Source organism: Mesorhizobium sp. M8A.F.Ca.ET.161.01.1.1 (assembly GCF_004792105.1).
Lineage (GTDB): Bacteria > Pseudomonadota > Alphaproteobacteria > Rhizobiales > Rhizobiaceae > Mesorhizobium.
Genome location: NZ_SRTD01000031.1, coordinates 1 through 26,397 on the forward strand (window position 1 = coordinate 1; position 26,397 = coordinate 26,397).

The 26,397-nt window shown below is 64.0% G+C and carries 28 protein-coding genes and 1 pseudogene; 20 read left to right on the top strand and 9 right to left on the bottom strand.

What is annotated here, in order from left to right; translation table 11 throughout:
• Positions 1-269: 269 nt before the first annotated feature.
• The 4 genes from EN804_RS33655 to gmhB all read left to right on the top strand — a co-directional run bounded on the left by EN804_RS33655 (position 270) and on the right by gmhB (position 3,767).
• Complete coding sequence (locus tag EN804_RS33655; protein WP_127278283.1) at positions 270-902, top strand: LysE family translocator; 633 nt, start codon at positions 270-272, stop codon at positions 900-902.
• Between the two features lie 135 nt (positions 903-1,037).
• Complete coding sequence (gene rfaE1, locus EN804_RS33660; RefSeq protein ID WP_135922215.1) at positions 1,038-2,531, top strand: D-glycero-beta-D-manno-heptose-7-phosphate kinase; 1,494 nt, start codon at positions 1,038-1,040, stop codon at positions 2,529-2,531.
• Between the two features lie 8 nt (positions 2,532-2,539).
• Complete coding sequence (locus EN804_RS33665) at positions 2,540-3,112, top strand: SIS domain-containing protein (protein ID WP_135922216.1); 573 nt, start codon at positions 2,540-2,542, stop codon at positions 3,110-3,112.
• Positions 3,105-3,767: a D-glycero-beta-D-manno-heptose 1,7-bisphosphate 7-phosphatase gene (gene gmhB, locus EN804_RS33670; protein ID WP_135922217.1), complete on the top strand. Its 663-nt coding sequence runs from the start codon at positions 3,105-3,107 to the stop codon at positions 3,765-3,767. Before EN804_RS33665 ends, gmhB begins: the two co-directional genes overlap by 8 nt.
• On the opposite strand, the gene EN804_RS33675 is transcribed toward gmhB, so the two are convergent.
• Together EN804_RS33675 and EN804_RS33680 are read right to left on the bottom strand one after the other, a co-directional pair.
• Positions 3,764-4,558: a glycosyltransferase family 2 protein gene (locus EN804_RS33675; protein WP_127278287.1), complete on the bottom strand. Its 795-nt coding sequence runs from the start codon at positions 4,556-4,558 to the stop codon at positions 3,764-3,766. The two genes, gmhB and EN804_RS33675, sit on opposite strands and share 4 nt — an antisense overlap.
• A 245-nt stretch (positions 4,559-4,803) precedes the next feature.
• On the bottom strand, positions 4,804-5,283 hold the full coding sequence (locus EN804_RS33680) for an Lrp/AsnC family transcriptional regulator (protein WP_127873463.1): 480 nt from the start codon (positions 5,281-5,283) through the stop codon (positions 4,804-4,806).
• Between the two features lie 262 nt (positions 5,284-5,545).
• Between EN804_RS33680 and trxB the strand changes: the two genes are divergently transcribed.
• Together trxB and EN804_RS33690 are read left to right on the top strand one after the other, a co-directional pair.
• Positions 5,546-6,520 (top strand): thioredoxin-disulfide reductase, encoded by a 975-nt coding sequence (gene trxB / locus EN804_RS33685; protein ID WP_135867440.1) that lies wholly within the window; start codon positions 5,546-5,548, stop codon positions 6,518-6,520.
• 91 nt (positions 6,521-6,611) lie between these two features.
• Positions 6,612-7,508, top strand: a complete 897-nt coding sequence (locus EN804_RS33690; RefSeq protein WP_127873461.1) for a LysR family transcriptional regulator — start codon at positions 6,612-6,614, stop codon at positions 7,506-7,508.
• 21 nt (positions 7,509-7,529) lie between these two features.
• Here EN804_RS33690 and EN804_RS33695 read toward each other — a convergent pair.
• Both EN804_RS33695 and EN804_RS33700 read right to left on the bottom strand, forming a co-directional pair.
• A pseudogene (locus EN804_RS33695) lies at positions 7,530-8,025 on the bottom strand (isoprenylcysteine carboxylmethyltransferase family protein).
• A gap of 727 nt (positions 8,026-8,752) precedes the next feature.
• Entirely contained in the window at positions 8,753-10,804 is a 2,052-nt protein-coding gene (locus tag EN804_RS33700; RefSeq protein WP_135922218.1) for an elongation factor G, read from the bottom strand.
• A gap of 396 nt (positions 10,805-11,200) precedes the next feature.
• Here EN804_RS33700 and EN804_RS33705 point away from each other — a divergent pair, with 396 nt between their 5' ends.
• Positions 11,201-11,596, top strand: a complete 396-nt coding sequence (locus EN804_RS33705; RefSeq protein ID WP_135922219.1) for a cupin domain-containing protein — start codon at positions 11,201-11,203, stop codon at positions 11,594-11,596.
• A 75-nt stretch (positions 11,597-11,671) separates the two neighbouring features.
• On the opposite strand, the gene EN804_RS33710 is transcribed toward EN804_RS33705, so the two are convergent.
• A complete protein-coding gene (locus EN804_RS33710; RefSeq protein WP_127279114.1) occupies positions 11,672-12,874 on the bottom strand; it encodes a pyridoxal phosphate-dependent aminotransferase in 1,203 nt (400 codons plus the stop codon).
• A gap of 216 nt (positions 12,875-13,090) precedes the next feature.
• Here EN804_RS33710 and EN804_RS33715 point away from each other — a divergent pair, with 216 nt between their 5' ends.
• The 3 genes from EN804_RS33715 (at position 13,091) to EN804_RS33725 (ending at position 15,529) form a co-directional block, all read left to right on the top strand.
• Positions 13,091-13,987 carry an EAL domain-containing protein gene (locus EN804_RS33715; protein WP_135922220.1) on the top strand — a complete coding sequence of 299 codons (897 nt, stop codon included), beginning with the start codon at positions 13,091-13,093 and terminating at the stop codon, positions 13,985-13,987.
• On the top strand, positions 13,984-14,838 hold the full coding sequence (locus tag EN804_RS33720; protein WP_127873458.1) for an EAL domain-containing protein: 855 nt from the start codon (positions 13,984-13,986) through the stop codon (positions 14,836-14,838). Before EN804_RS33715 ends, EN804_RS33720 begins: the two co-directional genes overlap by 4 nt.
• Before the next feature lie 82 nt (positions 14,839-14,920).
• Complete coding sequence (locus EN804_RS33725; protein ID WP_135884105.1) at positions 14,921-15,529, top strand: glutathione S-transferase family protein; 609 nt, start codon at positions 14,921-14,923, stop codon at positions 15,527-15,529.
• A 292-nt stretch (positions 15,530-15,821) separates the two neighbouring features.
• Here the strand turns inward: EN804_RS33725 and EN804_RS33735 are convergent, their stop codons facing one another.
• Positions 15,822-16,022, bottom strand: a complete 201-nt coding sequence (locus EN804_RS33735) for a hypothetical protein (protein WP_127873492.1) — start codon at positions 16,020-16,022, stop codon at positions 15,822-15,824.
• A 272-nt stretch (positions 16,023-16,294) separates the two neighbouring features.
• On the bottom strand, positions 16,295-16,507 hold the full coding sequence (locus tag EN804_RS33740) for a cold-shock protein (protein ID WP_015316174.1): 213 nt from the start codon (positions 16,505-16,507) through the stop codon (positions 16,295-16,297).
• Positions 16,508-16,783: 276 nt separating this feature from the next.
• Here EN804_RS33740 and EN804_RS33745 point away from each other — a divergent pair, with 276 nt between their 5' ends.
• Complete coding sequence (locus EN804_RS33745; protein WP_127279108.1) at positions 16,784-17,110, top strand: hypothetical protein; 327 nt, start codon at positions 16,784-16,786, stop codon at positions 17,108-17,110.
• 11 nt (positions 17,111-17,121) lie between these two features.
• Here the strand turns inward: EN804_RS33745 and EN804_RS33750 are convergent, their stop codons facing one another.
• Positions 17,122-17,691, bottom strand: coding sequence for a methylated-DNA--[protein]-cysteine S-methyltransferase (locus EN804_RS33750; RefSeq protein ID WP_135915228.1), 570 nt, complete (start codon positions 17,689-17,691; stop codon positions 17,122-17,124).
• Positions 17,692-17,873: 182 nt separating this feature from the next.
• Between EN804_RS33750 and EN804_RS33755 the strand changes: the two genes are divergently transcribed.
• The 5 genes from EN804_RS33755 (at position 17,874) to EN804_RS33775 (ending at position 22,519) form a co-directional block, all read left to right on the top strand.
• Positions 17,874-18,812, top strand: a complete 939-nt coding sequence (locus EN804_RS33755) for a lytic transglycosylase domain-containing protein (RefSeq protein ID WP_135922221.1) — start codon at positions 17,874-17,876, stop codon at positions 18,810-18,812.
• Between the two features lie 5 nt (positions 18,813-18,817).
• On the top strand, positions 18,818-19,306 hold the full coding sequence (locus tag EN804_RS33760; protein ID WP_135922222.1) for a GNAT family N-acetyltransferase: 489 nt from the start codon (positions 18,818-18,820) through the stop codon (positions 19,304-19,306).
• A gap of 156 nt (positions 19,307-19,462) precedes the next feature.
• Positions 19,463-20,731: an ABC transporter substrate-binding protein gene (locus tag EN804_RS33765; RefSeq protein WP_135922223.1), complete on the top strand. Its 1,269-nt coding sequence runs from the start codon at positions 19,463-19,465 to the stop codon at positions 20,729-20,731.
• Between the two features lie 47 nt (positions 20,732-20,778).
• Positions 20,779-21,693 carry a sugar ABC transporter permease gene (locus EN804_RS33770; RefSeq protein ID WP_135922237.1) on the top strand — a complete coding sequence of 305 codons (915 nt, stop codon included), beginning with the start codon at positions 20,779-20,781 and terminating at the stop codon, positions 21,691-21,693.
• 1 nt (position 21,694) lies between these two features.
• Positions 21,695-22,519: a carbohydrate ABC transporter permease gene (locus EN804_RS33775; RefSeq protein WP_135922224.1), complete on the top strand. Its 825-nt coding sequence runs from the start codon at positions 21,695-21,697 to the stop codon at positions 22,517-22,519.
• A gap of 16 nt (positions 22,520-22,535) precedes the next feature.
• On the opposite strand, the gene EN804_RS33780 is transcribed toward EN804_RS33775, so the two are convergent.
• Complete coding sequence (locus tag EN804_RS33780; RefSeq protein WP_135922225.1) at positions 22,536-22,874, bottom strand: hypothetical protein; 339 nt, start codon at positions 22,872-22,874, stop codon at positions 22,536-22,538.
• A 155-nt stretch (positions 22,875-23,029) separates the two neighbouring features.
• Between EN804_RS33780 and EN804_RS33785 the strand changes: the two genes are divergently transcribed.
• The 4 genes from EN804_RS33785 (at position 23,030) to EN804_RS33805 (ending at position 26,305) form a co-directional block, all read left to right on the top strand.
• Entirely contained in the window at positions 23,030-23,773 is a 744-nt protein-coding gene (locus EN804_RS33785; RefSeq protein WP_135922226.1) for a DUF899 family protein, read from the top strand.
• 148 nt (positions 23,774-23,921) lie between these two features.
• Entirely contained in the window at positions 23,922-24,875 is a 954-nt protein-coding gene (locus EN804_RS33790; RefSeq protein ID WP_246693526.1) for a YihY/virulence factor BrkB family protein, read from the top strand.
• Between the two features lie 102 nt (positions 24,876-24,977).
• Positions 24,978-25,523: a DUF4142 domain-containing protein gene (locus tag EN804_RS33795; protein ID WP_135922228.1), complete on the top strand. Its 546-nt coding sequence runs from the start codon at positions 24,978-24,980 to the stop codon at positions 25,521-25,523.
• Between the two features lie 317 nt (positions 25,524-25,840).
• Complete coding sequence (locus EN804_RS33805; protein ID WP_135922229.1) at positions 25,841-26,305, top strand: cupin domain-containing protein; 465 nt, start codon at positions 25,841-25,843, stop codon at positions 26,303-26,305.
• Positions 26,306-26,397 lie beyond the last annotated feature (92 nt).

Genomic DNA, 26,397 nt, shown 5'->3' on the forward strand with positions numbered 1-26,397 from the left:
GCTCGTCCGCCGCAGCGCCGCGCCAACCAAACCGCTTGGCGCTGCGGCGGATGCATAGGGGGAGAACTGTTACCTATGTATCCGGTTCAATCTGTTACCCATCTATCGGCTGGACACCGGCAGGCAGGTGAGGGGCAGCGCCAACGCCAGAAAAAGGTCATAGGTCGAATTCGAAGACACCCAACATTTGTGGTATCGCCAAAACGGAGACGAAGGACTGAAGTTAGTAAGCGCTGCCTGTCATAGACCCAACGACAAAGGAACAAAAAATGCCGTCGACCGAACTGCTGATCGCGTTTTTCGCCACCACGGCGATCTTCGCCTATATTCCGGGTCCGGCCATGCTCTACGCCGCCGCGCAGACCATGGCGCGCGGACGCTGGTCGGGGCTGACGGCGGCACTCGGCATTCACCTCGGCGGCTATGTGCATGTCTTTGCCGCCGCCGCCGGCCTGTCGGTGCTGTTCCATGCCGTTCCGCCGCTCTACATGGCGGTCAAACTGGTCGGCGCGCTGTACCTGATCTGGCTCGGCATCTCGCTGTTTCGCAAGCGCGTGGAGGGCGACGTGGCGCTGCCGGCGATCGAGCGCAAATCGGCATGCCGAGCGTTCTTCGAGAGTATCGCCGTCGAGGTGCTCAATCCCAAGACCGCGATATTCTTCATGGCGTTCCTGCCGCAGTTCATCGATGCCTCCGCGGCCTTGCCGGTGTGGCTGCAATTCGTCGTGCTGGGCACCATCGTCAACCTGATGTTCTCCTCGGCCGATGTCGTGTGCGTGTTCCTGGCCGGCCTGGTGATCGGCCGGCTGCGCCGTTCGAGCCGGGCGCAGCGGCTGATGCAGCGGGCCGGCGGTGCGGTGCTGGTCGGGCTCGGCGTCCACGTCGCCCTGCAGAAAACCTGACCGGTCCGAGTTTGCCTCCGCCCCGGCGTTGCGCTGCGCCGAATTGCGGTATATCGGCAGGCATGACCGACCGGCCTCGCAAATCTGGTGTTTCGACCTATCTGAGATCGGCGTTTCCCGCGCGTGGCAGATGACATGATCAAGCACAATCCGCCTTCTCCCGAGCCCCTGCACCGCGCCATCGCGCGCTTCGGCGACATCGCCGTGCTGGTGGTCGGCGACTTCATCCTCGACCGCTTCGTCAATGGCGTCATCGAGCGGATTTCGCCGGAAGCGCCGATCCCGGTGCTGCACGGGCGCGGCGAAAGCTCGGCCATGGGTGGCGCCGGCAATGTCGTGGCCAACATCGTCTCGCTTGGCGCGCGCGCCATTCCGGTCTCGGTGATCGGCACTGATCCCGCCGGCGACAGCCTGGCGCGGATGCTGGGCGAGCTTGGCGCAGAGACAGCTGGCCTTTCACAGCAGCGCGGCCGCATGACCTCGTCGAAGAGCCGCTTCAGCGCGCTCAACCAGCAGGTGCTGCGCTTCGACGAAGAAGAGATCAGGCCGCTCGGCGAGGCGGAACGGGCTGAGCTGATCCGCCGTTTCCGGGACGCGCTGCAACAGGCGGACATCGTCATCCTGTCCGATTACGGCAAGGGCATCTTGCTGGACGGCGTCGCCGCCGAACTGATCGCCATCTGCCGGGAGGCGGGCAAGCCGGTGCTTGTCGACCCGAAGGGCCGCGACTATGCGCGCTATGCCGGCGCGACCGCCGTCACCCCCAACCGCAAGGAGCTCGGCGAGGCCGTCGGCCATGCGGTGTTCGCCGATGACGAGATCGTGGCGGCGGCGCGGGAACTGATTTCGGCGCACGGCTTCGACTTCGTCGTCGCCACGCGCAGCGAAAAGGGCATGAGCGTGGTCGGCCCCGAGGAGGCGCGCCACATCGCCACCCAGGCGCGCGAGGTGTTCGACGTCTCGGGTGCCGGCGATACGGTGATCGCGACCTTCGCGCTGGCGCTTGCAGCCGGCGCCGATCCTGTCGCCGCGGCCTCCATCGCAAACGCCGCCGGCGGCGTCGTGGTCGGCAAGCGCGGCACCGCGCGGCTGAGCGTCGAGGAACTCACCGGCGCCCTGTTCCGCTCGCATGGTCCGACCGCCCACAAGGACGCTATCCTGGACGCCGCCTCGGCCGCGCGCATGGTGACGGCATGGAAGGCGGAGGGGCTGAGCGTCGGCTTCACCAATGGCTGCTTCGACATCCTGCATGCCGGCCATGTCAGCCTGCTGCACGCGGCGCGCAGCCAGTGCGACCGGCTGGTGCTCGGCCTCAACAGCGATGCTTCCGTGCGCCGGCTGAAAGGGCCGGGCCGCCCGGTCAACGACCAGCATGACCGCGCCTGCGTGCTCGCCGCGCTCGCTTCCGTCGATGCCGTGGTGGTGTTCGAGGAGGATACGCCGCTGGCGCTGATCGAAGCGCTTCTGCCCGACATACTGGTCAAGGGCGCCGACTACACGATCGACGCCGTGGTCGGCGCCGATGTGGTGCAGAAGGCGGGCGGCCGCGTCGTGCTGGTCGACCTCGTCGCCGGCAAGAGCACCACCGGCACGATCGGCAAACTGCGCGCCGGCGGCGCCACCAACTGAGGGATCTCATGTCCGAATTGAACGACTATCTGGTCCGCTCGGCGGCCGCCATCACTGCCACGGTCGAGCGAGATCTGACCAGCGAGATGGAGCGTGCGGCGAGTGCCGTCGTGTCGGCGCTTTCCTCCGGAAAGGCCTTGCTGGTCTGCGGCAATGGCGGCTCGGCCAGCGACGCCATCCATATCGCCACCGAACTGGTCGGCCGCTTCCTGAAGGAGCGCAAGGCCTACAATGTGATTGCGCTGCCGGCCAATGCCGGGATGCTGACCGCCTGGGGCAATGATTACGGCTTCGACACGGTGTTTTCACGCCAGGTCGAAGCGCATGGGGCCGCAGGCGGCGTGCTTCTGGCGATCTCGACCAGCGGCAATTCGCCGAGCATCCTTGCCGCCGCCGAACAGGCGCGCATGATGGACATGACGGTGATCAGCCTGACCGGCCACACCGGTGGCAAGCTGAAGCCGCTCACCGACATCCTGCTCAACGTACCTTCGACCTCGACGCCGATCATCCAGCAAGGCCATTTGTGCCTCTATCACTATCTGTGCGAGGTGGTCGAAGCGCGCCTGTCGAATGGCTGACGGGATCGGGACGCCGCACCCGCTGACCGAACCGGGGCTCTGGGTGGAGCGGATCGGCGGCCGGGTTTTCCCGGTACGCTCGCCGGCGCTGTTCCTCGACCGCGACGGCACCATCAATGTCGACACCGACTATCCCAGCGATCCGGCCGAGATCGAGCTCAGGCCACGGATGCTGCCGGCGATCGCCGCCGCCAACCTGAGGGGGATACCGGTGATCGTCGTCACCAACCAGTCCGGCATCGCGCGCGGCTATTTCGGCTGGGACGTTTTCGCCAAGGTGAACGCCCGCGTGGTCGAGTTGCTGAACGGGCAGGGTGTGTTCGTCGACATGGTGCTGGCCTGCGCCTATCACGAGGCTGGCGTCGGGCATCTCGCTGTTGCCGATCATCCGATGCGCAAGCCCAATCCGGGCATGCTGATCGAGGCGGGCAGGCGCCTTGATCTCGATCTCCAGCGCTCCCTGATGGTCGGCGACAAGCTGGCCGACATGCAGGCGGGCCAACGCGCGGGCCTGGCGCAGGGCTGGCTGGTTGACGGTGAGGCGGCGGCACTTCAGCCTGGCTTCGCCATCAGGCGCTTGCATGACGACCGCGATCTCGGCGGCCTGCTCGCGGCCGTGGAGACGCTCGGTCGGGACCGCGGCCTGCCGGCCTAGGCCTTATCGTCGCGCTGCGAGGCTTCGTAGAGCTTGGCCTCGGTGGCGAAGGAATAGATCATCACCGACATCGAGTAGACGAAGCCGTGGCGGCCGCACAGGAAGTAGCGCTTGGCCAGGTAGAATTTCAGGAAGTTGCCGAACGGTGACAGCACCAGCCGCACCAGGCCGGGCTTCTTGCCTTTCTCGACCAGCGTGACCGCCTTGAGGCTGGAATAGGCGTTGGCCCGGGCAAGATCCTCCTCGACCGATATTTCACGGCGATGCAGCAAGACACCGTCCTCGATCGTGTCGGTCTCGCCCGGCACGCGAACGGATTCATGCACCCGCGCGGTGAGATCCATGGTGGCGCCTTCCCTGCGGAAAAGCCTGAGCAGCCTGTTGTGCAGGACCCAGCGATGGGCATAGCCGTAGCCCTTCAGCCAGTCGCGGCGGCGCATGTACCATCCGCTGGCCTTGCCGCCGGCCGCCTGGGTGATGGCCACGATCGACTGCCGCAGCCGGCCGTCGACGCGCTCGTCCGGGTCGATCGAAAGGCACCAGGGCTGGTTGGCATGGTCAAGCGCGAATTGCCGCTGGCGGGGGAACCCCGGCCAGTCATTGTGCAGCAGCGTTATCGGATAGCCCTTGGCGATATAGCTTTTCACGCATTCGACGGTGCCGTCCGTCGAGCCGGAATCGACGATGATGATCTCGGCGCAGAAATCGATGCTTTCCAGGCACGGGCCGATCATATCGGCCTCGTTCACGCAGATGATGAGCGCAGAGACCGGGCTTGCAAAACGGGTCATGGTCCCCTTCTCATGCGGGTTCTCCCGGATTTCACGTTGCTCGCGCCATCTGTTCTCAAGCAATTCCGGGCGGAAAACCGTTACACATTTTTCTGGAATGGCTTGAGAAACCAGTCAAGCGCCCAGTCAACCAGTGAAGTCCGGCAGAGCCGTTCAGCCTTGTATATCAACGTCTTTCGAATACCAACGCGGCGCCGGTGTGGCGAAGGTCAGGAATTCGCCTATCGCGCGGGCGTCGCCTGGCCTCAGGGTCGCTCGAACGACACCAAACCCTCATCCTTGACGCGACGAATGGTGAGCGCGGTGCGCACCGTGTCGACGTTCGGCGTCGAGGTCAGTTCCTCGATGACGAAGGTCTGGAAGCTGCCGAGGTCGCTTGCCACGCAATGCAGCAGGAAATCGGACTCGCCCGACACCATCCAGGCATCGCGCACGATCGGCCAGCCGCGCGTGCGGTCGGCGAAGATGCGCAGTTCGGCATCGGCCTGGTGATGCAGCCCGACCAGGCAAAAGGCGACGACATCGAGGCCGAGCGCCGGGGCGTTGAGCAGCGCGCGATAGCCACGGATGATACCGGCTTCCTCCAGCCGCTTGACCCGGCGCAGGCAGGGCGGGGCCGAAATGCCGACGCGGTTCGAGAGCTCGACATTGGTCATGCGCCCGTCCGACTGAAGCTCGCGCAGGATCTTCCAGTCGATGGCGTCAAGATCGGCCTTGAGGGGCATTAGGGTTCTCAATGATCAGTGGGGCGCAAGAATCTTTCGCGATTTTGTAATTAAACGACTTTTGTGTCGAAGCCAGCCCTCGTCGACGCGATTTTGGACAAGTAACGAAAAGCGCTGATCGCGCGAATATCCACACGGGCCGAAGCTTTCCGGGGACGACGGTCCGCTCGTCTTGCTGGCGTGGCTGGCAGCCCTTACATTAAGCGCTACATTCCACGTCTTTTTCCAAGGCACACTCGTGTCCGCCCCGCAGAGGCTCCAAATGACCACCAAGCATGCGCCCGTTCTCATCATCGGTTCCGGTCCGGCCGGCTATACGGCGGCGGTCTATGCCGCGCGCGCCATGCTGAAGCCGATGCTCGTCGCCGGCCTGCAGCAGGGCGGTCAGCTGATGATCACCACGGACGTCGAAAACTATCCCGGCTTCGCCGACCCGATCCAGGGGCCGTGGCTGATGGAGCAGATGCTCAAGCAGGCCGAGCATGTCGGCACTGACATCATCAACGACATCATCACCGAGGTCGACCTCAATGTGCGGCCGTTCCGCGCCAAGGGCGATTCCGGCACGACCTACACGGCTGACGCGTTGATCATCGCCACCGGCGCACAAGCCAAGTGGCTGGGCATTCCCACCGAGCAGGACTTCATGGGCTTCGGCGTTTCGGCCTGCGCCACCTGCGACGGCTTCTTCTATCGCGGCAAGGATGTCGCGGTGGTCGGCGGCGGCAATTCGGCGGTGGAAGAGGCGCTCTATCTGTCCAACCTCGCCAAGAGCGTCACCGTCATTCACAGGCGCTCGGACTTCCGTGCCGAGCGCATCCTGCGCGAGCGGCTGTTGAAGAAGGACAATGTCCGCGTCATCTGGGACACGATCGTCGACGAGATCACCGGCCGCCCCGGCAAGGCACCGCTGCCGCCTTCGGTGGAGGGGCTGAAGCTCAGGCATGCCGTGACCGGTGCCGAGAGCCACCTCAAGGTCGACGGCGTCTTCGTGGCCATCGGCCATGCGCCCGCGGTCGAGCTGTTCGCCGGCAAGCTGAAGCAGAAGCCGAACGGCTATCTGTGGACAGCGCCGGATTCGACGCGCACCGACGTGCCTGGCGTGTTCGCGGCCGGCGACGTGACCGACGATATCTACCGTCAGGCAGTGACGGCGGCGGGGCTCGGCTGCATGGCCGCGCTCGAAGCGGAAAAGTATCTGGCCGGCATCGAGGTGCATCGCGAGGCAGCGGAATAGGCGGCTCGCAAAACTGTTAAAAAAACGGCTTAGAAGCGCCGTGTAAAAGCCTGATTTTTCATTCAAACGCCAACCGGAACGAGGGGAAATCATGGCGTTGGACTGGGACAAGCTACGCGTGTTTCACGCTGCGGCGGAAGCGGGGTCGTTTACGCATGCGGCCGAGACGCTGCATCTGTCGCAATCGGCGATATCGAGACAGGTGAGCGCGCTCGAACATGATGTCGGCGTGCCGCTGTTCAATCGTCATGCACGCGGCCTTGTGCTGACCGAACAGGGCGAGATGCTGTTCCGCACGGCGCATGACGTGCTGATGAAGCTGGAAACCATCAAGTCGCGGCTGACCGAGACCAAGGACCGCCCGTCCGGTGTGCTCAGGGTGACGACGACCGTCGGCCTCGGCGCCGGCTGGCTGACCGAGCGGGTGCAGGAGTTCATCGAACTCTACCCCGAAATCAGCCTGCAGCTGATCCTCGCCAACGAGGAACTCGACCTCACCATGCGCCAGGCCGATTGCGCCATCCGGCTGCGCCAGCCGCAACAGCCGGACCTGATCCAGCGCCGCCTGTTCACCGTGCATTTCCATCTCTACGCGGCGCCTTCCTATGTCGCCAAATACGGCAAGCCGGGCTCGATCGCAGAGTTGAGAAGCCATCGCATCGTCACCTTCGGCCTGCCTGTGCCGTCGCATCTGTCGGAGTTGAACTGGCTGGAGACGGTCGGTGATTTCGAGAGCGGCCGGCGCGTGCCGACACTGCAGATCAACGACATCCTGTCGATCAAGCGCGCCGTGCAGGGCGGCGCCGGAATCGCCATGCTGCCGGACTATGTGATCAGCAAGGATTCCGGCCTGGTGCAGCTTTTGCCGGAAACCGAGGTGCCGTCCTTCGACACCTATTTCGCCTATCCCGACGCGATGAAGAACCAGGCCAAGCTGCACGTGTTCCGCGACTTCATCATCGCCAAGGCCAGAAGCTGGTCCTTCTGATCCAGGGTCAGCTCCGCGAGCCTATCCTTTCCAGGGCGTAATCCGCGGCAGCCACCCCGGTACGTTGTGGCGGTAGGCTTTGTATTCGGCGCCATAGCGGCCGGCGAGCGTCGGCTCCTCATAGAGCTTGACGAAGGTCACCATGGCAGCCGCCGCGATCGCCGCGTAGGTGGCGATCGACCAGCTCGAGAACAACAGCGCCTGGCCGATAATGATCGACAGCACGGCGACATACATGGGATTGCGGACATGGCGGTAGATGCCGCCGATCACCAGTCTTTCGGTTGGTGCGATGGGGGCCGGCGTGCCCAGCCCCTCCAGTGCAAAGCGAGCGAAGGCATGAAGCAGCACGGCGGCCGCGGCGACAATGAGGACGCCGCCGGCGACGAAGGCCGGGCAGGGGCGACCATGGCAGGCTCCAGCGCTCGCTGAGCAGCCAGGGAATCAGCCCGGCGACCACGCCGGGGGCAGCAATCAGGAAAATGCCGCTGCCGGCAATCGCCGAAAACCTACGCATTGGTTGATCTCCGCTTGACTGCCTTGGAATTGAACCGCCGGTGCCTCATTCCACATCATCAGTGTTTTTCGGCATTTTGGGAACAAAATCGGTTGGGATTGGCGTTTTCGAGACGACAATGACCCGAAAGTACGCTTCATTTTCACGATTCTGCTGGTCCTATTGGCTCCCTAAATGGGTTGGACCACAGCCTGTGCCTTTTTGCATGCGTGTGTTGCAAAATAGATGCTTGTTTCTTGGGCATGATGAGCACATATATAGATCATCTCCTGGGCGCGTTCTCCTCCCATTAGCGCCCTCGAGTGTTCCCCTCTGGAGGTTAGCCTTAACAGGCACTTCCAATCAAACTCAGCCGGATCTTCGTTGATCCGGCTTTTTTGTTGCCCGGACCCGGGCGGGACGAGCGAAAATTTCATCAGAATTGCCACGTAACAGTGTCATGTAACCTCTGGTAACATGACAACGATGCCTTCCGCTGCTATGTAGATGCTAGGACGCGGTGTGGTTCGGACGGGAGATGGGGGCATCACTCGTACGGCCCGGGCTCAGGCGGCTACCGCGTCCGAACCTTTTCCGCCGAAGTTCGGCGACCTACATGCGGCGGACCTGCCGTTTCTCCTCCCAAGAAAACGGTCCGCACAACAAAACGGCGTCCGGCCCCCCGGGCGCCGTTTTTGGTTTTTGCCCCCTCGATCCTTCGAGGGGGCTTCTCATGAAACGAGTGAAATCAGGCGGCCTTGCCGTTGGCGTTCATCGCCTCGTCCGCGAGACGGCCAGTCAGCTCGGCCATATGGTCGAAGGCGGCGCGGTAGCTGGCAACGCCTGAAGTGGCCGACCGCAGCTCGATGATCAGATCACCGATCTCGGCCTGCGGCATGGTCGCCTCGACGACATCCCATCCGGGCCAATCGGGCCGCGCGTCATAGCCGAGGATCTGGCCCCGCCGCTGCGGGATCAGCGCGATGATCTTCGATGTCGCGTCCGACGGCGTGACGATCTCGATCTTCATCACCGGCTCCAGAAGCACCGGCGAGCAGGCGGCCATGCCTTCCTTCATGGCGAGCTTTGCCGCCATCTGGAACGCCATGTCGGAGGAATCGACCGCATGGTAGGAGCCGTCCGACAGGTTGACCGCGACGTCAACTACGGGGAAGCCGAGCGGGCCGGTCTTCAGATAGTCGCGTATGCCTGTCTCGACCGACTGGATGTAGGTCTTGGGCACGACGCCGCCGGTGATGGTGTCGGTGAACTGGAAGCCGGAGCCGCGCGGCAGCGGCTTGATCTCGATCACCACATCGCCGAACTGGCCGTGGCCGCCCGACTGTTTCTTGTGACGGCCGCGCTGCTGCACCGGTTTGCGGATCGTCTCGCGATAGGGCACCGCCGGCGCATGGCCTTCGACCGGTATCTGGTTCTTGCCCTCCAGCCGCTCGCGCACCACGCGCAGATGCATCTCTCCGTGACCCGACAGCACGGTCTCGGCCGAGTCCTGGTTGTGGCGCAGGCTGAGCGAGGGGTCTTCCTCGGCCAGGCGCTGGATGGCCGCCGACATCTTGACCTCGTCCTTGCGCTCCTTGGGGCGCAGCGCGAAGGCGAAGACCGGCTGCGGCGGCTCGACATCGAAGAGCTGTTTGATGCCTCCCTTGGCGGAGCTGAGCGTCTGGCCCGTCTTGACCGCGTCCAGCTTGCCGAGCGCCACGGTGTCGCCGGTTCTGGCGGCGGTCAGCTTGACCTGGTCCTTGCCCAGCATCCTGTAGATGCCGGAAACCTTGGCGGTGTCGCCGCCGGGCAGCCACAGTTCCAAGCCGTCGGCGACCTGGCCCGACAGAATGCGCGACACCGACAGCTTGCCGCCATGCGGCGTGTGGATGGTCTTCATCACCTGGACCACCGTCGCGTTGCCGTCCGAGGCACCGAGCCGCTTGCGGGTCGCGTCGATGTCGGGCGCGTCGTGGCGGATCGTCTTCAACAAGCGCAGCACGCCATTGCCTTTCTCGGCGGTGCCGATCAGCACCGGTGTCACCGCGCCGTCGCGCAGATCGGCGGCGAGATCGTCGAAGATCGCGTCCCTGGGCGGCTCGATCTCCTCGAGCAACTGCTCCATCAGCTGGTCGTCATGGTCGGCCAGCGTCTCCAGCATGGAGAAGCGCGCCTCCAGTTCGCGCGCCTTGTCGTCGCCGGGTATCTCGGCCACCTCGCTCTCGGCGTACTCGCGGTAGATGTAGGCGCGCTCCAGCGCCAGATCGATCGAGCCGATGACGACGCCGTCCTTGCGCAGCGGAATCTGGCGCAGAAGCAGCGGCGCCGCGCTTGTCGGCTGCAGCATCTTCAGCGTGTCGCGCACGCCCGCGATCGCCTTGTCGACCTTGTTGAGGAACAGGATGCGTGGCACGCCGAGATCGTCAAGCTTGCGCATGATGAGCTGCAGGGCTGGAATCTTTTTTTCGTCGGCCTCGGCCACGACCACCGCGACATCGCAGGCGGCCAGTACCGGTTCGGCCTCGAAGGAGAATTCGATCGACCCGGGGCAGTCGACGAAGGTGAATTGCTCGCCCATGAATTCTGTGGTGGCGATCGACGCCTCGACGCTCATGGCGTGGGCGCGGGCCTCGAGCGAATGATCTGAAACGGTGTTGCCCGATGAAACCGGATTCTGGCGGGGGATGGCGCCCGTACGGGCCAATATGGCTTCGAGAAGTGTCGTCTTACCGCTTGCGAAGGGACCGACTATGGCAATGCATTTCGGTCCCGTGCGTCGTCCTCCGGCGCGAGTACCCATGGCTGACCTCCACTCAGGCGTTTCCCGTAGGACCGACTGGCATGCATGGTTCAGGCGTGGTCAATCGGTCCTGAGCGGCGGCCGGCCTGTTCGACCGTCGCGGGCGGGGTTCTTTTCATGTCCACCTGCCCTGATGCATCGTCCCACTTGTTTGCCGGCAGGGCAAGAAAAATAGGAAGCCGGCGCGGCTGGCCGGCTCAGGCGCTGAGCGCGAGCGGTTCGACCGAGCGCCCGGCAAACAGCGCGGCCGTCCCATGCGGGCAAGGTTCGTAGTCAAGAAAAATCAGGCCGAGCGGGCGACCCGGCCGGTTGCGTCCGGGCCAATCCGGGCCGAGAATGCATTTGACTTCAAGGGGCCGGCGCCTCGCCAACTCCGACCAGTTCCAGGGACAGACCATGAAAATAATTGCTTGCGGCAGCGTGCCGACCATCATAGCGCCGGACAAATACTTCACCGGCCGGGTTCTGCAGACGCCGATCATCGAGACCGAGGCGCCGGCGCGGCTCAGGGCCACGCTGGTCAGTTTCGAACCCGGCGCGCGGACCCACTGGCACACGCATCCGCTTGGGCAGACGCTTTATGTCACCGCGGGCGCCGGCCTGGCCCAGACATGGGACGGGCCAATCGGGGAGATCAGGGCCGGTGACGTCATCTCCTTCGCGCCCGGCGAGAAGCATTGGCATGGCGCGGCGCCGAAATCGGCGATGACGCATATCGCCATGCAGGAGGCGCTCGACGGCATCCATGCCGACTGGCTGGAAGCAGTGACGCCGGCGCAATATGGCGGCTGAGTGCTGAGCCTGGATTGACGAACCCGGCGGTAACGCCTGAGCGTTGACGCCGGGTTTTGTTTTGGACTTACCAGATCAGGTCAGGGATGCCGTGAAGCGCTGGATGCGGGTGCAGGCTTCCTCCAGCAGCGTCTCCGAGGTGGCGTAGGAGATGCGGAAGTTGGGGCCGAGGCCGAAGGCCGAGCCGAACACCACCGCGACGCCCTCGGCCTCGAGCAGTTCCGAGCAGAAGGTCTCGTCGGTGTCGATCACCTTGCCGGCCTTGGTCTTCCTGCCAATCAGCTGGGCGCAGGACGGATAGACATAGAAGGCGCCTTCCGGCGACGGGCAGGTGATACCGCGCGCCTGGTTGAGCATCGAGACGACGAGGTCGCGCCTGCCTTGAAAGATCGCCTTGTTCTTGGCGATGAAGTCCTGAGGGCCGTTCAACGCCTCGACCGAAGCCCATTGCGCGATGGTGCAGGCCCCCGACGTCTGCTGGCCCTGGATCATGTCCATCGCCTTGATCAGCTGAACCGGACCGGCCGCGTAGCCGATGCGCCAGCCGGTCATGGCATAGGCTTTCGAGACGCCGTTCATGGTCAGGGTGCGGTCGTAGAGCTTCGGCTCGACCTCGGCGATGGTCTTGAAGACGAAGTCGCCATAGGTCAGGTGCTCGTACATGTCGTCGGTCAGCGTCCAGACATGCGGATGCTTCAGGAGGACATCGGCCAGCGCGCGCAGTTCGGCGTGGGTATAGGCCGCGCCCGACGGGTTGGACGGCGAGTTCATCAAGAGCCATTTGGTCTTCGGCGTGATCGCCTTTTCCAGCACCGCCGGGGTCAGCTTGAAGCCGTTGTCGATCGAAGTGTCGGCAAACACCGACGTGCCGCCGCAGATCGCCACCATTTCGGGATAGCTGACCCAGTAGGGGCGGGGGATGATGACCTCGTCGCCGGGGTTCAGTGTCGCCATGAAGGCGTTGAACAGGATCTGCTTGCCGCCGGTGCCGACGATGGTCTGCTCGGGCTTGTAGTCGAGATTGTTCTCGCGCTTGAACTTTTTCGCGATCGCCTCGCGCAGCGGCACGATGCCCGAAACCGGCGGATACTTGGTCTCGCCACGGCGAATGGCTTCGATCGCCGCATTCTTGATGTTGTCGGGCGTATCGAAATCGGGCTCGCCGGCGCCAAGGCCAATGATATCCCGGCCGGCATTTTTCAGCTCGCGGGCTTTCTGCGTCACCGCGATGGTGGCGGAAGGCTTAACGCGGGAAAGGGTGTCGGCAAGAAAGGCCATGACCTTCTGTCTCTCCAAAGGATAGGCGCGGCCAGGAGCGGCCGCGGCGCTTCTCATGTCGCATCATTCCCCCCAGCGCAAGCCTTGTCGGCTGGGCCAGGTGGCGTGGCGCGGTCAATGAGGCGTGATCGGCAAAAGAAAGTTCATTAACGGGCGGTAGAGGCTTGCATGGCAGGATCGCGGTTCAATTCCGCCAGGTCGCGGAGCGAGGAACCCTTGTCACGCAGCATCGGACTTGCCCATATCATCCGTCATGATGACGGCACCTCGAGCGGTGTCTGGGGCATTTATACGCTGCAAAGCGCCTTCCAGCCGATCTTTGCCTTCAGCGAGGGCAAGCTGTCGGTCGCCGCGTTCGAAGGGCTGATCCGCCCGTTTCGCGACGGCGAGCCGCAATCGCCGATGACCTTCTTCTCGACATGTCCGGCGGCCGACCGCCTGCATGTCGAAGCGCTGACCAGGACACTGCATCTGCTCAATGCCGGCGCCTGCCTGCCGCAGGAGGCATCGATCTTCGTGAATTTCGATCCCTCGGTGTTCACCGAGCGATCGATCGTCGACAACGCCTTGCGGGACATGAGGCTGGTCCTGCACGAAGCCGGTATCGATCCGGGCCTCGTCGTGTGCGAGGTGACGGAGCAGAGATCGGCATCGCAGGAGACCCTGCACAGCTTCGTCACCGCGCTCAGAGCCAACGGCTTCCGGATCGCCGTCGACGACTATGGCGCCGACGATTCCGACATCACCCGCGTCAAGGAGTTGCGCCCCGACATCGTCAAGTTCGACGCGCACTGGATCACGCAACTGATGGAATCGGGCGCTGGTTTCGCGCTGCTGACATCCATGGTCAGGAGCTTCGAGGACCAGGGCATCCGCACCGTGTTCGAGGGCATCGAGGAAGGCTGGCAACTGGAGCTGGCCGAGCGATCGGGCGCCTCGATGGTCCAGGGCTACGTGCTGGCCCGTCCAGAACTCGCGCCGACAAGTTTCCGTGTTTTCGCGATGAGCAGTCCCGAACCTGTCCCCGCCGCAAGCCATACGACCGCTCCCGCCGCGGTTGCGCCGCGCACGGGGCGGCGGGCAAAGGCTTTCGGGCGCAGGATCGTGCCATGAGTGTCGAGCGCCGGCGCACCATTGGCGATGCGATCTTCGTCGATGAGATCGGCATCGAATATGGCATCCATGGCGACTTCCGCCTGCGCAGCGCCTACCAGCCGATCTACGCCCCGCACGGCGGCAGCTTGCACCCGGTGGCCGTGGAAGGCCTGATCGAGCCGCACCGGGCCGGCCGCCCGGGGTCGCCGCGGATGTTCTTCGACAGCGTCGCGGCCTCGGACCGCCTGTTCGTCGAAACCATGTGCCGGATGCTGCATCTCAGGAATTTCCACAATATCGGCGTCGATAGGCTCGACCTGTTCTTCAACTACAATCCACTGGTCAACGACCATGCTGGCCGGGCGCTGGCCGAGATCCGGCTGATGAGCCGGCATCTCGACGAACTCGGCCTGGCGCCCGCCATGCTGGTCTGTGAAATCACCGAACAGGCGGCGGACGATGCGCTGCTGGCCAGGCTGGTGCGTGAAATGCGGCGCGACGGCATCCGCATCGCCATCGATGATTTCGGGACCGGCCATTCGACCGAGGAGCGGGTGAGCCTGCTTCAGCCCGACATCGTCAAGATCGATGGCGGCTGGTTCGCGGAATTCTGCCGCCACGCCGCCGCGGAACGCTTCTTCCGCCCGCTGGTGTCCAGCCTGCACGACCGTGGCGCCAAGGTGCTGGTCGAGGGAATCGAGCAGCCCACCCACCTGCGCGTCGCGCTCGAAGGTGGGGTCGATTTGCTGCAGGGTTTTCTTCTCGGGCGTCCGGCGCTTGCCGGCACCATTTTCAACGAAGAGCCGCTTGCGGTCGATGTGCTGCTGGGCTTCGACAACAAGGTCGTGCCGTTGCATAAGCGGCGCTGATGGTCGCGCCAAAACAAATCATTGGTTGAGGATGCCGCCGCTGCGATAATCCGCCCGCAGAAGCAGCGTTCGGGGACCGGCAATGATACTTTACAGCATGATCGACAGCGGCAATTGCTACAAGCCCAGGCTGCTGATGGCCAAGCTCGGCCTCGCTTTCACCACCGTCGAGGTGAGTTCGCATACCGGCGATACGCGCAAAGCCGATTTCGTCGCCAAGAATCCGAACGCCATGGTGCCGCTGCTGGAACTGGACGATGGCCGGCGGCTGGCCGAATCCAACGCCATCCTGCTCTATCTCGCGGAAGGCACGCGCTTGCTGCCGGCCGACAGATACGAGCGCGGGCTCGCCTATCAGTGGCTGTTCTTCGAGCAGTACAGCCACGAGCCTTACATAGCCGTGCGCAAGGCGCTGCTGACTTTTCCCGAACGGGCCGCGGACGCGACGCCCGAGCGGCTGGCGACGACGCTGGAGCGCGGCAACAAGGCGCTCGGCGTCATGAACACATATCTCGAAAACAACGCTTTCTTCGCCGGTGGCGCCTTCAGCATCGCCGACATCGCGCTTTATGCCTACACGCACACGGCGGAGCGGGGCGGCTTCCAGCTCGACGCCTATCCCGAGGTGGTGGCCTGGCTCGGCCGCGTGGAGGCGGATCCGGGGCATGTGCCGATCGAGTGGGTGGGGTAGGTCTGTCTCGGTCGTTCCGAATTGTGCGTTGGGGTCTGTGTGCTATTGATAAGGCGGTCGTATTCTGCGTGGCTGCCGATCCATATCCAGTTATAGCCGTCAGCACTTTCCAGAGCCAAGGCACGATAGTTGCTATCTATTCTCGCCGACCAAAGCTCACCGACTTTCTTGAAATGGAGGGAGGGATGACGTGGGTTTTCCCTCAACAATGTAAAGCTCTTGTCGGCTAAACGGCGAGCCGATTTCGGCAAGGACCGATACCTCGTCCAAAAACTTGCCGTGGCGCGATGTCTCACAGGTCGCGCAATTTACCGGCGGCAATCTCAGCGCGAGCCTCGGCCACCAATTTGTCCAGTCTGCCTGCCTTGACATCGGCTTCAATCTGCCGATCCCAGATGTCCGCCTGCAGTGCCTCGAACCAGGCGGCAAACGCCTTCAGTTCTTCCGGGCTCAACTCGGTGATGGATTTTTCGATTTGTTCAAGCTTGGTCATGACCTGGATGGTACCATTGTTGGCCATATGGTGCCACCGGTGGGACATAGGCCGGGCTTAGATGGCCAAAATCCAGGCAAATAAAAAGGCGGGATAAATCCCGCCTTCCCATTTCGGTAGCCTGATCGGGAGCGTCCGGTCCGGGCTGGCAGCTATCTGCTGTTCCAGCTTGTCGGGTCTTTCCACTCCGGCGCGCTTCTCGCGCGACCGTCAGTACATCCGTGACTTGCCGCGCGCCCCGAACTCTCGTCCGGCGCGCGCCATTTTCAAAATCAGGCTGCCTTGCTCAGAGAACCAGCGGACGACTTGCCAGTGCGGCGGTCCTGCTCGATCTCGAAGTTGATCTTCTGGCCTTCGACCAGGGTCGACAGGCCAGCGCGCTCGACAGCCGAGATGTGGACGAAAACGTCCGCGCCGCCGCTGTCAGGCTGGATGAAGCCGAAACCCTTGGTGGCGTTGAACCACTTGACCGTTCCAGTTGCCATAAAAATAGTCCTTCACATTTGCTTTGGTATGACCGGACCGAAATCCAGCCGGTGTGCATCGAGATTTTGGAGATAGACGTCAGCAAACGCGAAGATCGCGAGGCCCGGATCGATCGGCCGAAATATCAATGGGGCTGATATAGGCTGCTTTCGCACAAAAAACAAGACTGCGTGAAAAAGCCGTGATCGGGGGCCGCCCAACGGCCGCCCCAATCTGGTGAAACCGTGACGCACGATCGCGCCGTCCCCGGGCGGCGGATCGAGGGGGAGAGGACCATGAAAACCATCCTGCTTGCCGCCTGCCTCACGCTGGTGGCCGCCCAGGCGCAGGCGATCTCGCGCTACGACCCGACGCGCATGAGCTGCGGCAAGGTTCAGTCGACGATCGCGCGCCAAGGTGCGGTCATCCTGCGCTATCAGTCGAAACGGGTGCCGGGGCTGCCGCTCTACGACCGCTATGTGCAGAGCCAGCAGTTCTGCACCATGGGCGAGGTGAGGACGCGGGCCTATGTGCCCAGCGCCGACACCAAGTCCTGCCCGGTCTATATCTGCAAGCGGCCGGACAATGAGCGTTTCAGGCATCGCTTCATCCGCCGCCATTAGCGCTGCTGACATCAAAACCCGAAGGACACCTGCGCCGGCGGCGGCGGGCCGACGCGCACGCCTTCCATGGCCAGCATCTTTTCCTTGGTGACGGAGCCGCCGGGCGCCGAGAAGCCGCCGATCTTGCCGCCGGCGGCCAGGATGCGGTGGCACGGGATGACCAGCGGCACCGGATTGGCGCCAAGGGCGGCACCGGTTTCACGCGGCAGGCCGGCATGGCCGGCGCGCTTGGCGAGTTCGCCATAGGTGGTGGTTTCGCCATAGCCGAGTTTTCGTGCCGCGTCGTAGATGGCGAGGCGGAAATCGTCGATGCCGTCGAGATCGACGGGAAAGCCGGTGAAATCGACGTCCTCGCCCGCGGCATAGGCCTTGATCGAGGCAATCAGCTCGACCACCCATGACGGCTGGGCCGTGGAGACGGAAACGCCGGCGTGGCGCATCAGCCGCCGCTCCACCGCTTCGCGGCTGCGTTCGGGCAGGCAGAGCCGGATCAGGCCCTTTTCGCTCCAGGCGATGCCCATGAAACCGATCACTGTTTCTAACACTGCGTGGCCAGCTGTGATCGAAGAGGTCGTTTCCATGCTGCGCTCCTTTCCGCAAAGCGACGGAATCCGGGATTCCTGCTGGTACATATCAGGAACAATATGGCACCGCTGCCTGCATCCCGCCACCCGAAAACCACCAGATGGCCCCGATTGCTACCCAAGAATCGCTGGTGTAAGGGAAATCTTAACGACCCGACAAACCGGACTCCGAGCGCGGCTTGCCAGCAAAACAAACCCTTATCGCCATCGGTGTGATCGTCGCGGCAGCCGGCATGAGCGGCTGCACCTCGACCTCGCAGATGAAGGCCGCGCCGTCCCTGACCGAAACCGCGACCATGGCAGGCAGCGATGCCGGCTTCACCGTGCCGCTGCCGGACACGGTTTCGGTGCTGCCGCAATCATCCGGTATCACGCCGGTTCAGACGGCTGAGTTGACCCCCGGCCCGACCACCCCGGCACTCGATTCCGCTGCCCAGCCGACCGCGGCGACCGCTGCCTTTGCCGGGGCAACGCCTACAACGCCGGCAGTCCCCGCCGTGATGGCCGCCAATGCCTGGCAGGCGCCGCCGCCGTCCAAGGCCGGCCAGCCGGTCGGGGTCGCCGGGACCTACACGACCGCGGGGCTCATCGTGCCGGCGGTTGCCAAGGGCGGCCAGAAAATGCCCGGCGTGCAGCAGGTGGCCTATGTCGTGCCGCAGAACCCGGCTGCCCTGGTGCAGTTCCCGTCGGCGCCGGTCGGGCCGGCGGAAGAACAGCATCCGATCGGCATGCGCGGCGACGTCGACCGGCTGATCGTCAAATACGCCGCCTTCTACCAGGTGCCGGTGGATCTGGTGCGCCATGTCGTCAACCGCGAAAGCACCTACAATCCCAAGGCCTACAATAACGGCCATTGGGGACTGATGCAGATCAAGCACGCGACGGCGCGCGGCATGGGCTATGACGGGCCGGCCAAGGGCCTGTTCGACGCCGAGACCAATCTCAAATACGCGGTCAAATATCTGCGCGGCGCCTGGCTGGTGTCGAACGGCAACGCCAAGAAGGCCGACTGGCTCTACCAGACCGGCTACTATTTCGACGCCAAGCGCAAGGGCCTGCTCGAGGCCACCGGCCTCGGTGTCGACCGCAAGCGCGGGCGCCTGCAGCCCGACGCCTGAGCGCGATGCCCGAACCGCGTCCGCCGGCTCCAAACGACATCCGGCTGCGCAAGATCCTCGACGAGACGCTGGTTGCGCCGCACTGGCCTGACGGTTTTGCCATGCGCGGCTTCGAGCGCGGCGACGCGCTGCCGCTGCATGCGTTGCTGGGCGAAGTGTTCGACGATGGCACAGACGGCCCCTTCGACGAATGGTGGCCACGCATATCCGAAGATCCCGAATTCGACCCGGCGCTGTGTTTCCTCGTCATCGATGCCAAGGGCCGGCTGGCCGCGGCCGCACTGTGCTGGAGCTCGGCATTCGTCAAGGACCTGGCCGTTCATCCGGAGGCACGCGGCAAGGGTGTCGGCGAGGCCCTGATGTGGCACGCCTTCGCCATTTTTCGCGACCGGGGTGCCGCCCATGTCGATCTCAAGACCAATACGCTCGAGAACGCGGCCGCCGTGCGGCTCTACGAGCGGCTGGGCATGCGGCCGGTCGCCTGGGAAGGCTGACCGGGGGCGTTAACCCACCCGTCACCGGTCATGGCCTGTTCGACCACCGGTGATGGCCTGTTCGGAACCCAAAGCGCTGCTCCGCATTCAATGAACGGTGGGGTCTGACCGGTTGCCGGTGTTATGCGCCGCCGGCTGCCAAGGAGATCCACCGCGATGAAGGTTTTCCACGCATTGCTGGCGTTGAGCGTCGCTGCGGTGCTCGCTGGGGGTTCGGCGCGGGCCGTCGAGCTGTCGATCGTGTCGGGCGACACCGGCAACGGCCTCAAGGTGCTGCGCGAGATCCTCGACCGCTATGAGAAAGTAAGCGGCGACAAGGTCACCATCGTCGCCATGCCGTCGTCCGGGACCGACCAGTTCGGCCAGTACAGGCTGTGGCTCGCGGCCGGCAACAGCGACGTCGACGTCTACCAGACCGATGTCATCTGGGCGCCGCAGCTCGCCAGCCAGTTCGTCGACCTGACTGAAGCGACCAGGGATGTCGTGGCCAGTCATTTCCCGTCGATCATCCAGTCGCAGACCGTCGACGGCAGGCTGGTGGCGCTGCCGATCTTCACCGATGCGCCGGCGCTCTATTACCGGAAGGATCTGCTCGACAAATACGGCGCCAAGGTGCCGGCGACCTGGAAGGAACTGGGCGACACCGCCAGGCTGGTGATGGACAATGAGCGGGCCTCGGGCAACAGGGATATCTGGGGCTTCGTCTTCCAGGGCAACGCCTATGAAGGGCTGACCTGCGACGCGTTCGAATGGGTGGTGTCGAACGGCGGCGGCCATATCGTCGAGCCGGATGGCGCGATTTCCATCAACAACGCCCAGGCGGCGGCCGCGCTCGACATGGCCAAGGGCTGGATCGGCACCATCGCGCCGCCGGGTGTGCTCGCCTATCAGGAAGAGGAGGCGCGCGGCGTCTGGCAGACCGGCAATGCGGTCTTCATGCGCAACTGGCCCTATGCCTATGCGCTGGGCAACAGCCAGGGGTCGCCGATCAAGGGCAAGTTCGACGTCGCGCCGCTGCCGGCGGGCACGGGCGAGGGCGCCCGCCCGGCGGCGACGCTCGGCGGCTGGAACCTCGCCGTCTCGAAATATTCCAGGCACCCGGATGCGGCGATCGAACTGGTCAAGTTCATCGCCTCGCCGGCAATGCAGAAATACCGCACGCTGAAGACCGCCAACCTGCCGACCATCCAGGCGCTCTATGACGATGCCGACATCGCCAGCCAGCAGCCGATCATACCGCACTGGAAGGATGTCTTCCTCAATGCCGGGCCGCGGCCCTCGGCGGTGACCAGGAATAAGTACAACGAGGCGTCGAGCCAGTTCTGGAACGCCGTCCACAAGACCTTGTCCGGCGAAGGCAGCGCCGCCGACAATCTGGCCGACCTCGAAGCGACGCTGACCCGGCTGAAAGGCAAGGGCTGGTGAGCGCGCGACCGGCTGATGCCGCCGACCGGCGCCAGGGCTCGCGGCTGATGCGCCAGCGCGTGCGCTCGGCGTGGCTGTTCCTGGCGCCGATGCTTCTGGTGCTCGCCGCCGCTGCCGGCTGGCCGCTTGCCCGCACGGTCTATTTCAGCTTCACCGATGCCTCGCTGTCCGATCTCGACGCCCGCCAATGGGTCGGCCTCGCCAATTATGTCTCGGTTCTGCGCATGCCGAGCGGCAGGGTCATCCACGACGGGCTGCTTCTCGACCCGGTCTGGTGGCGTGCCGTGTGGAACACCGTGCGGTTCGCGGTGGTTTCGGTGACCTGCGAGACGACCCTCGGCATGGTCGTCGCCCTGGTGCTCAACGCCGAATTCCCCGGCCGCGGCATCGTCAGGGCGGCGATCCTCATCCCCTGGGCGATCCCGACCATCGTCTCGGCCAAGATGTGGCAGTGGATGCTGAACGACCAGTTCGGCATCATCAATGTCGTGCTGATCAATCTGGGGCTGATCGACACCAAGATCGCCTGGACAGCCAGTGCCGACACCGCGATGGCGGCGGTGCTGATCGTCGACATCTGGAAGACGACGCCCTTCATGGCGCTGCTGATCCTGGCCGCGCTGCAGATGCTACCGCGCGAGATCATCGAGGTCGCCAGGCTCGACGGCGCCAATCCCTGGCAGATCTTCTGGCGGGTGACCTTGCCACTGATCCGCCCGGCGGTGATGGTGGCGGTGATCTTCCGGGCGCTCGATGCGCTGCGCATCTTCGACCTGATCTATGTGCTGACGCCCAACAATGCGCACACCAAGTCGATGTCGGTGTTCGCCCGCGAGAACCTGTTCGAGTTCGACAAGTTCGCCTATGGCTCGGCCGCCTCGACCCTGCTCTTCCTCATCCTCGCCTTGCTCACCATCCTCACCATCCGCATCGGCCGGATAAGCCTGGAAGGAGGCCGCTGAGATGTGGCTCCTGAAGCGCACGGGCTTCTATCTGCTGGTCGGGGCAATCGTGCTCATCGCGGTGTTCCCGTTCTACTATGCCGTTGTCACCAGCCTGAAATCGGGGACCGAACTGTTCCAGGCCGATCCGTGGCCGAAGGCACCAAGCCTCGACAATTATCGCAACGTGCTGGCCGAGGGCGCCTTCATGCGCAACCTCCTGAATTCGCTGGTCGTTTCGGGCGCGGTGGTGGCGCTCTCGCTGTTCCTCGGCGTCACCGCGGCCTACGCACTGGCGCGTGTCCGTTTTCGCGGCCGCTCGGCATTGCTGTTCGCCATCCTGTCGGTCTCGATGTTCCCGCAGGTGGCTGTGCTGGCCGGGCTGTTCGAACTGGTGCGGATGTTCGGCCTCTACAATTCGCTCTTCGCGCTGATCTTCTCCTACATGATCTTCACCTTGCCGTTCACCGTCTGGGTGCTCACCGCCTTTGTCCGCGACCTGCCGGTCGAGGTCGAGGAGGCGGCGATCCTCGATGGCGCGACGCCATGGATCATCATCACCCGCATCTTCCTGCCGCTGATGTGGCCGGCGCTGGCGACCACCGGACTGCTGGCCTTCATCGGCGCGTGGAACGAGTTCCTGTTTGCCCTGACCTTCACCTCCAACGATGCGCGGCGGACCGTGCCGGTGGCGATCGCGCTGCTCTCGGGCAATTCGCAGTTCGAAATCCCCTGGGGCAACATCATGGCGGCCTCGGTGATCGTCACGGTGCCGCTGGTGGTGCTGGTGCTGATCTTCCAGCGCAAGATCGTCTCCGGCCTCACCGCCGGTGGGGTGAAAGGGTGAAGTGCGGACCTTGCGCTCAGATATCCGGCGCGTTGCCGATCTTCCGCTTGAGCTCCAGCGCCCAGGCGCGGCCCTCGTCGCCGCCCCACAGCAGCCAGGCGATGTATCCGGCGGAGGGGTTGTCCTCATTGCCGTAGTTCTTGCCGCGCTTGTCGATCTCGTGGCGGGCAAAGTAGCTGACCATGCGGCGGATGGTGGACGGCGCCAGCTTCTCGCGGTTCTTCAGTTCGGTGGCCCGCGCGACGCCGATCTCGGTGCCGCCGCGGCCGAACTGCTTGCGCAGCCGCAAACCCTTGGCGGCGTTGTCGGCCACCACTTGCGGACAGCGCAGGTCGATCTCGTCGGTCTCGCTCATTTCGTCCCCCGTGCTGGAAGCTGTAGCCGATGAAGGGAATGTCGCAAAGCCGGAGCGGTTCCGATGCAAAATGTCGGAACCGGCCGGCGTGTCGCGTCCTTAGGGGGTAGAGCAACCGCGCCGGGAAGCCGGCGCGCGGAACCAAGGAGCAGATCATGATCACCTTTCCCAACGAATCCGCCAAATACCGCACCGCGCGCGAAAAGCTGCTTAAGAAGGAAATCGAGCTGCGCCGCGCCATGGAAGCCGTGGCCGAGGCGCGGCGCACCCTGCCGCCGGGCGGGCTGGTGCCGAAGGACTATGTGTTCGAGGGGCTGGATATCGCCGGCAAGACCGCGAAGATAAAACTGTCGGAGCTGTTCGCGCCCGGCAAGGACACGCTGATCCTCTACCAGATGATGTTTCCGCGCCACCCGCAGGAGACGCGCGCCGTGGCGGCCAGCGGCGGCACGGCGAAGCTCGCGCGGCCCGACCAGCCATGCCCGTCCTGCACCGCGCTGCTCGACCAGTTCGATGGCGCGGTCGACCATTTGGAAGCCGCAGGCTTCAACTTCGCCGTCGTGGCCAAGACGGCGCTGGAAAATCTGGTCACGCTGGGCCGGGATCGCGGCTGGCGCAACATGCGGCTGGTGTCTTCGGCCAACAACAGCTTCAAGCGCGACTACAACGCCGAGTCGGCCGACGGTGCGCAGATCCCGCTGCTGTCGGTGTTTCATCGAGATGCTGACGGCATCAGGCATTTCTGGTCGTCGGAACTCGGTTTTGCACCGACCGAACCTGGCCAGGACCCGCGCGCCATCGGCACCTGCGAGATCCTGTGGAACCTGATGGACTTTACCCCGGAAGGCCGGCCGGACTGGAACGAGCAGCTGCAATATGGCGAGGCGTGCTGTCACTGAGGCAGGCGCGCCCTTGCTGAACCTCTCGCTCAAGTCGGCCGGAACATCGGAAGATCGGCTGCATTGATAGGAGACGGTTTGCGACCCCTTTCACGGATTCGAAGTGCGACCCACACTTAAAAACGTATGGGACCTGGTGCGAGAAAGCGTGGTTGGCTTTGTCGACGACAATGCGCTTAGTCATGGCGCGGCGATGGCCTTTTATGCCGCCACGTCGCTGGCCCCGGTTCTGATAATTGTCGTCGCCATAGCTGGCATCGCATTTGGCCATGACGCGGCACAGTTGGCTTTGTCGGCCCAGATATCGGGGCTGATGGGTGCAGAAAGTGCGGCGCTCCTTCAGGCAGCGCTCGAAGGGGCATCCAGCAAATCATCGGGGACCCTGGCGGCCATCATCGGCGTGGCCACTTTGCTCGTCACCGCCTCCGCGGTGTTTGGCGAGATGCAGCAGGCCCTCAATGCAATATGGAAGGTTGAAGCGAAAGGGAGTTCGCTGTCGCGTCTCTTGCGGGCGCGTGCGGCAAGTCTCGGCCTGGTCGCCGCCCTCGGCTTTATGTTGCTGGTGTCCTTGGTGGCGAGTGCGGCGATCTCCGCCCTGGGCAATTTGATCAGCGCTCATTTGCCGTTCGGCGAATTTGTTCTGAGCGCGATCAACACGTTGATTTCCTTTTCCCTGATCTCCGTGATGTTTGCCGCGATCTACAAGGTCCTGCCGGACCGTGCCTTGGAGTGGCGGGATGTCGCGATCGGTGCTGTCGTGACCGCCGCTCTGTTCACATTGGGGAAGTCGCTTATCGGTTGGTATATCGGCACAAGTGCGATCGCATCGTCCTATGGTGCGGCCGGAGGGCTGCTCGTCATACTGCTCTGGGTCTATTATTCATCGGAAATCTTTCTGCTCGGCGCGGAGTTGACCCGCGCCTATTCCGTTCGCCATGGGAGCAGGTCCGACCTGGACGGGTGGGTTCAAAATGCTCCCGCTCCGCAAAATCTTGTTTCAATTCGCCGAAGGCCCAGCTCTTCGGGCGCCGTTGCGTTGTTGGCGGTGGCGTGCGTGAGCGCAACGATGACGGCCTTTCTGCTGGGGCCTCGTCGCCCGTAGGGAGAGAGCCGCTGCTCCTCGCGCGAGGAGAAGGGACGCGGCTGGCAACCTCACCGCATCTGCCGCGTTGGGTCTGCGAGGACACCTTCACGGAGCGTTTCGATGAAACCGCATCTCGCCATTGCCATGCTGGCCCTTGTGGCCGGAACGCCTTCAGCTTTTTCCCAGCAGGCGGCCAGCACCTTGCCGGCGGTGTCGGAGACCAAGGTCGACACCGACACCTTCACCAAGACGGTGGTCAGCGCCAACCGCTTCGAGATCGAAAGCAGCAAGCTGGCGCAGAAAAAGGGCGTCGCGGCTGATGTCGCCGATTTCGGCGCGCTGATGGTCAAGGACCACACCAAGGCCGGCCAGGATTTCAAGGCGGCGCGGGAAAGGAGCCAGACCACGGCATCCATCAAGCCCCAAGGGCCGCCGCTGCTGCCGACAGACCAGGCAATGCTCGACCAGCTCAAGGCGCTGGATGGCGAGGCCTTCCAGGCCAGGTACATCGCCTTGCAGACCGAGGCGCACAAGCAGGCGGTGGCGATGTTTTCCACCTACGCCCGCTCCGGCGACGACCCGGCTTTGAAGGAATTCGCCAAGAAGACGCTGGAGGTGCTGAAGATGCACGAGATGCATTTGAAGGATGTGGCGGCGGTGCATTAGGGAATTCGACAGCCAGGACGGACCAAGGACAGCGCTCTACGGCGCCCCCCTCTGTCCTGCCGGACATCTCCCCCACGAGGGGGGAGATCGGCTGTCATCTCGGCCTTCGCCAATTTCCAACGTTGCAAGAAGAGAGCCGGCGCCAAAGCGGCCAATCTCCCCCCAAGTGGGGGAGATGTCCGGCAGGACAGAGGGGGGCGCCGTAGGGTGCCAAGTCTCCGATATCTCTCGCCCCGCGGCAAACCCCACACCCAACATGGCCCTGTGCCTCCACCGGCCATGAACTACACTGCCGGCATCACCCTCGGGAGCACCCCATGCCCAAGATCGATCTCGCATCCGTGCCCGTCCGCAAAGGCTCCGGCTACCCCGCACCCTTCGACGCCCCTTGCGCCGACCGCACGCGCCGGCGCCTCGGCGATGCCGGCGGGCTCACCGATTTCGGCGTCAACCTGATGACCTTGCCGCCAGGCGGCTGGTCGAGCCAGCGCCACTGGCACAGCCATGAGGACGAGCTCGTCTACGTGCTGGAGGGCGAACTGGTGCTGGTCGAGGATGGCGGCGAGACGCTGCTCAGGGCCGGCGACAGTGCTACCTTCGCCAAGAACAGCGGCAACGGCCACCATATGATCAACCGCTCGGCGACGACGGCTGTTTACCTCGAGGTCGGCTCGCGCAATCCGGACGACGTCATCACCTGCTCCGACATCGACATGATGAGCCCGAGTTCCGATGGGCGGTTTTTGCACAATGATGGAACGCCGTATCCGGGGCAGGGGTGAACCCCGGGGGCGGCGCGCGACGCGGGCCTTCCTTCTCCCCTTGTGGGAGAAGGTGGATTGCCGCGAAGCGGCAAGACGGATGAGGGGTGTTC

Bases quoted from the DNA above. Each gene is read 5' to 3' on its own strand.
- EN804_RS33655 (WP_127278283.1), top strand. From the start codon at position 270: ATGCCGTCGACCGAACTGCTGATCGCGTTTTTCGCCACCACGGCGATC.
- rfaE1 (WP_135922215.1), top strand. From the start codon at position 1,038: ATGATCAAGCACAATCCGCCTTCTCCCGAGCCCCTGCACCGCGCCATC.
- EN804_RS33665 (WP_135922216.1), top strand. From the start codon at position 2,540: ATGTCCGAATTGAACGACTATCTGGTCCGCTCGGCGGCCGCCATCACT.
- gmhB (WP_135922217.1), top strand. From the start codon at position 3,105: ATGGCTGACGGGATCGGGACGCCGCACCCGCTGACCGAACCGGGGCTC.
- EN804_RS33675 (WP_127278287.1), bottom strand. From the start codon at position 4,558: ATGACCCGTTTTGCAAGCCCGGTCTCTGCGCTCATCATCTGCGTGAAC.
- EN804_RS33680 (WP_127873463.1), bottom strand. From the start codon at position 5,283: ATGCCCCTCAAGGCCGATCTTGACGCCATCGACTGGAAGATCCTGCGC.
- trxB (WP_135867440.1), top strand. From the start codon at position 5,546: ATGACCACCAAGCATGCGCCCGTTCTCATCATCGGTTCCGGTCCGGCC.
- EN804_RS33690 (WP_127873461.1), top strand. From the start codon at position 6,612: ATGGCGTTGGACTGGGACAAGCTACGCGTGTTTCACGCTGCGGCGGAA.
- EN804_RS33700 (WP_135922218.1), bottom strand. From the start codon at position 10,804: ATGGGTACTCGCGCCGGAGGACGACGCACGGGACCGAAATGCATTGCC.
- EN804_RS33705 (WP_135922219.1), top strand. From the start codon at position 11,201: ATGAAAATAATTGCTTGCGGCAGCGTGCCGACCATCATAGCGCCGGAC.
- EN804_RS33710 (WP_127279114.1), bottom strand. From the start codon at position 12,874: ATGGCCTTTCTTGCCGACACCCTTTCCCGCGTTAAGCCTTCCGCCACC.
- EN804_RS33720 (WP_127873458.1), top strand. From the start codon at position 13,984: ATGAGTGTCGAGCGCCGGCGCACCATTGGCGATGCGATCTTCGTCGAT.
- EN804_RS33725 (WP_135884105.1), top strand. From the start codon at position 14,921: ATGATACTTTACAGCATGATCGACAGCGGCAATTGCTACAAGCCCAGG.
- EN804_RS33735 (WP_127873492.1), bottom strand. From the start codon at position 16,022: ATGACCAAGCTTGAACAAATCGAAAAATCCATCACCGAGTTGAGCCCG.
- EN804_RS33740 (WP_015316174.1), bottom strand. From the start codon at position 16,507: ATGGCAACTGGAACGGTCAAGTGGTTCAACGCCACCAAGGGTTTCGGC.
- EN804_RS33745 (WP_127279108.1), top strand. From the start codon at position 16,784: ATGAAAACCATCCTGCTTGCCGCCTGCCTCACGCTGGTGGCCGCCCAG.
- EN804_RS33750 (WP_135915228.1), bottom strand. From the start codon at position 17,691: ATGGAAACGACCTCTTCGATCACAGCTGGCCACGCAGTGTTAGAAACA.
- EN804_RS33760 (WP_135922222.1), top strand. From the start codon at position 18,818: ATGCCCGAACCGCGTCCGCCGGCTCCAAACGACATCCGGCTGCGCAAG.
- EN804_RS33765 (WP_135922223.1), top strand. From the start codon at position 19,463: ATGAAGGTTTTCCACGCATTGCTGGCGTTGAGCGTCGCTGCGGTGCTC.
- EN804_RS33770 (WP_135922237.1), top strand. From the start codon at position 20,779: ATGCGCCAGCGCGTGCGCTCGGCGTGGCTGTTCCTGGCGCCGATGCTT.
- EN804_RS33775 (WP_135922224.1), top strand. From the start codon at position 21,695: ATGTGGCTCCTGAAGCGCACGGGCTTCTATCTGCTGGTCGGGGCAATC.
- EN804_RS33780 (WP_135922225.1), bottom strand. From the start codon at position 22,874: ATGAGCGAGACCGACGAGATCGACCTGCGCTGTCCGCAAGTGGTGGCC.
- EN804_RS33785 (WP_135922226.1), top strand. From the start codon at position 23,030: ATGATCACCTTTCCCAACGAATCCGCCAAATACCGCACCGCGCGCGAA.
- EN804_RS33795 (WP_135922228.1), top strand. From the start codon at position 24,978: ATGAAACCGCATCTCGCCATTGCCATGCTGGCCCTTGTGGCCGGAACG.
- EN804_RS33805 (WP_135922229.1), top strand. From the start codon at position 25,841: ATGCCCAAGATCGATCTCGCATCCGTGCCCGTCCGCAAAGGCTCCGGC.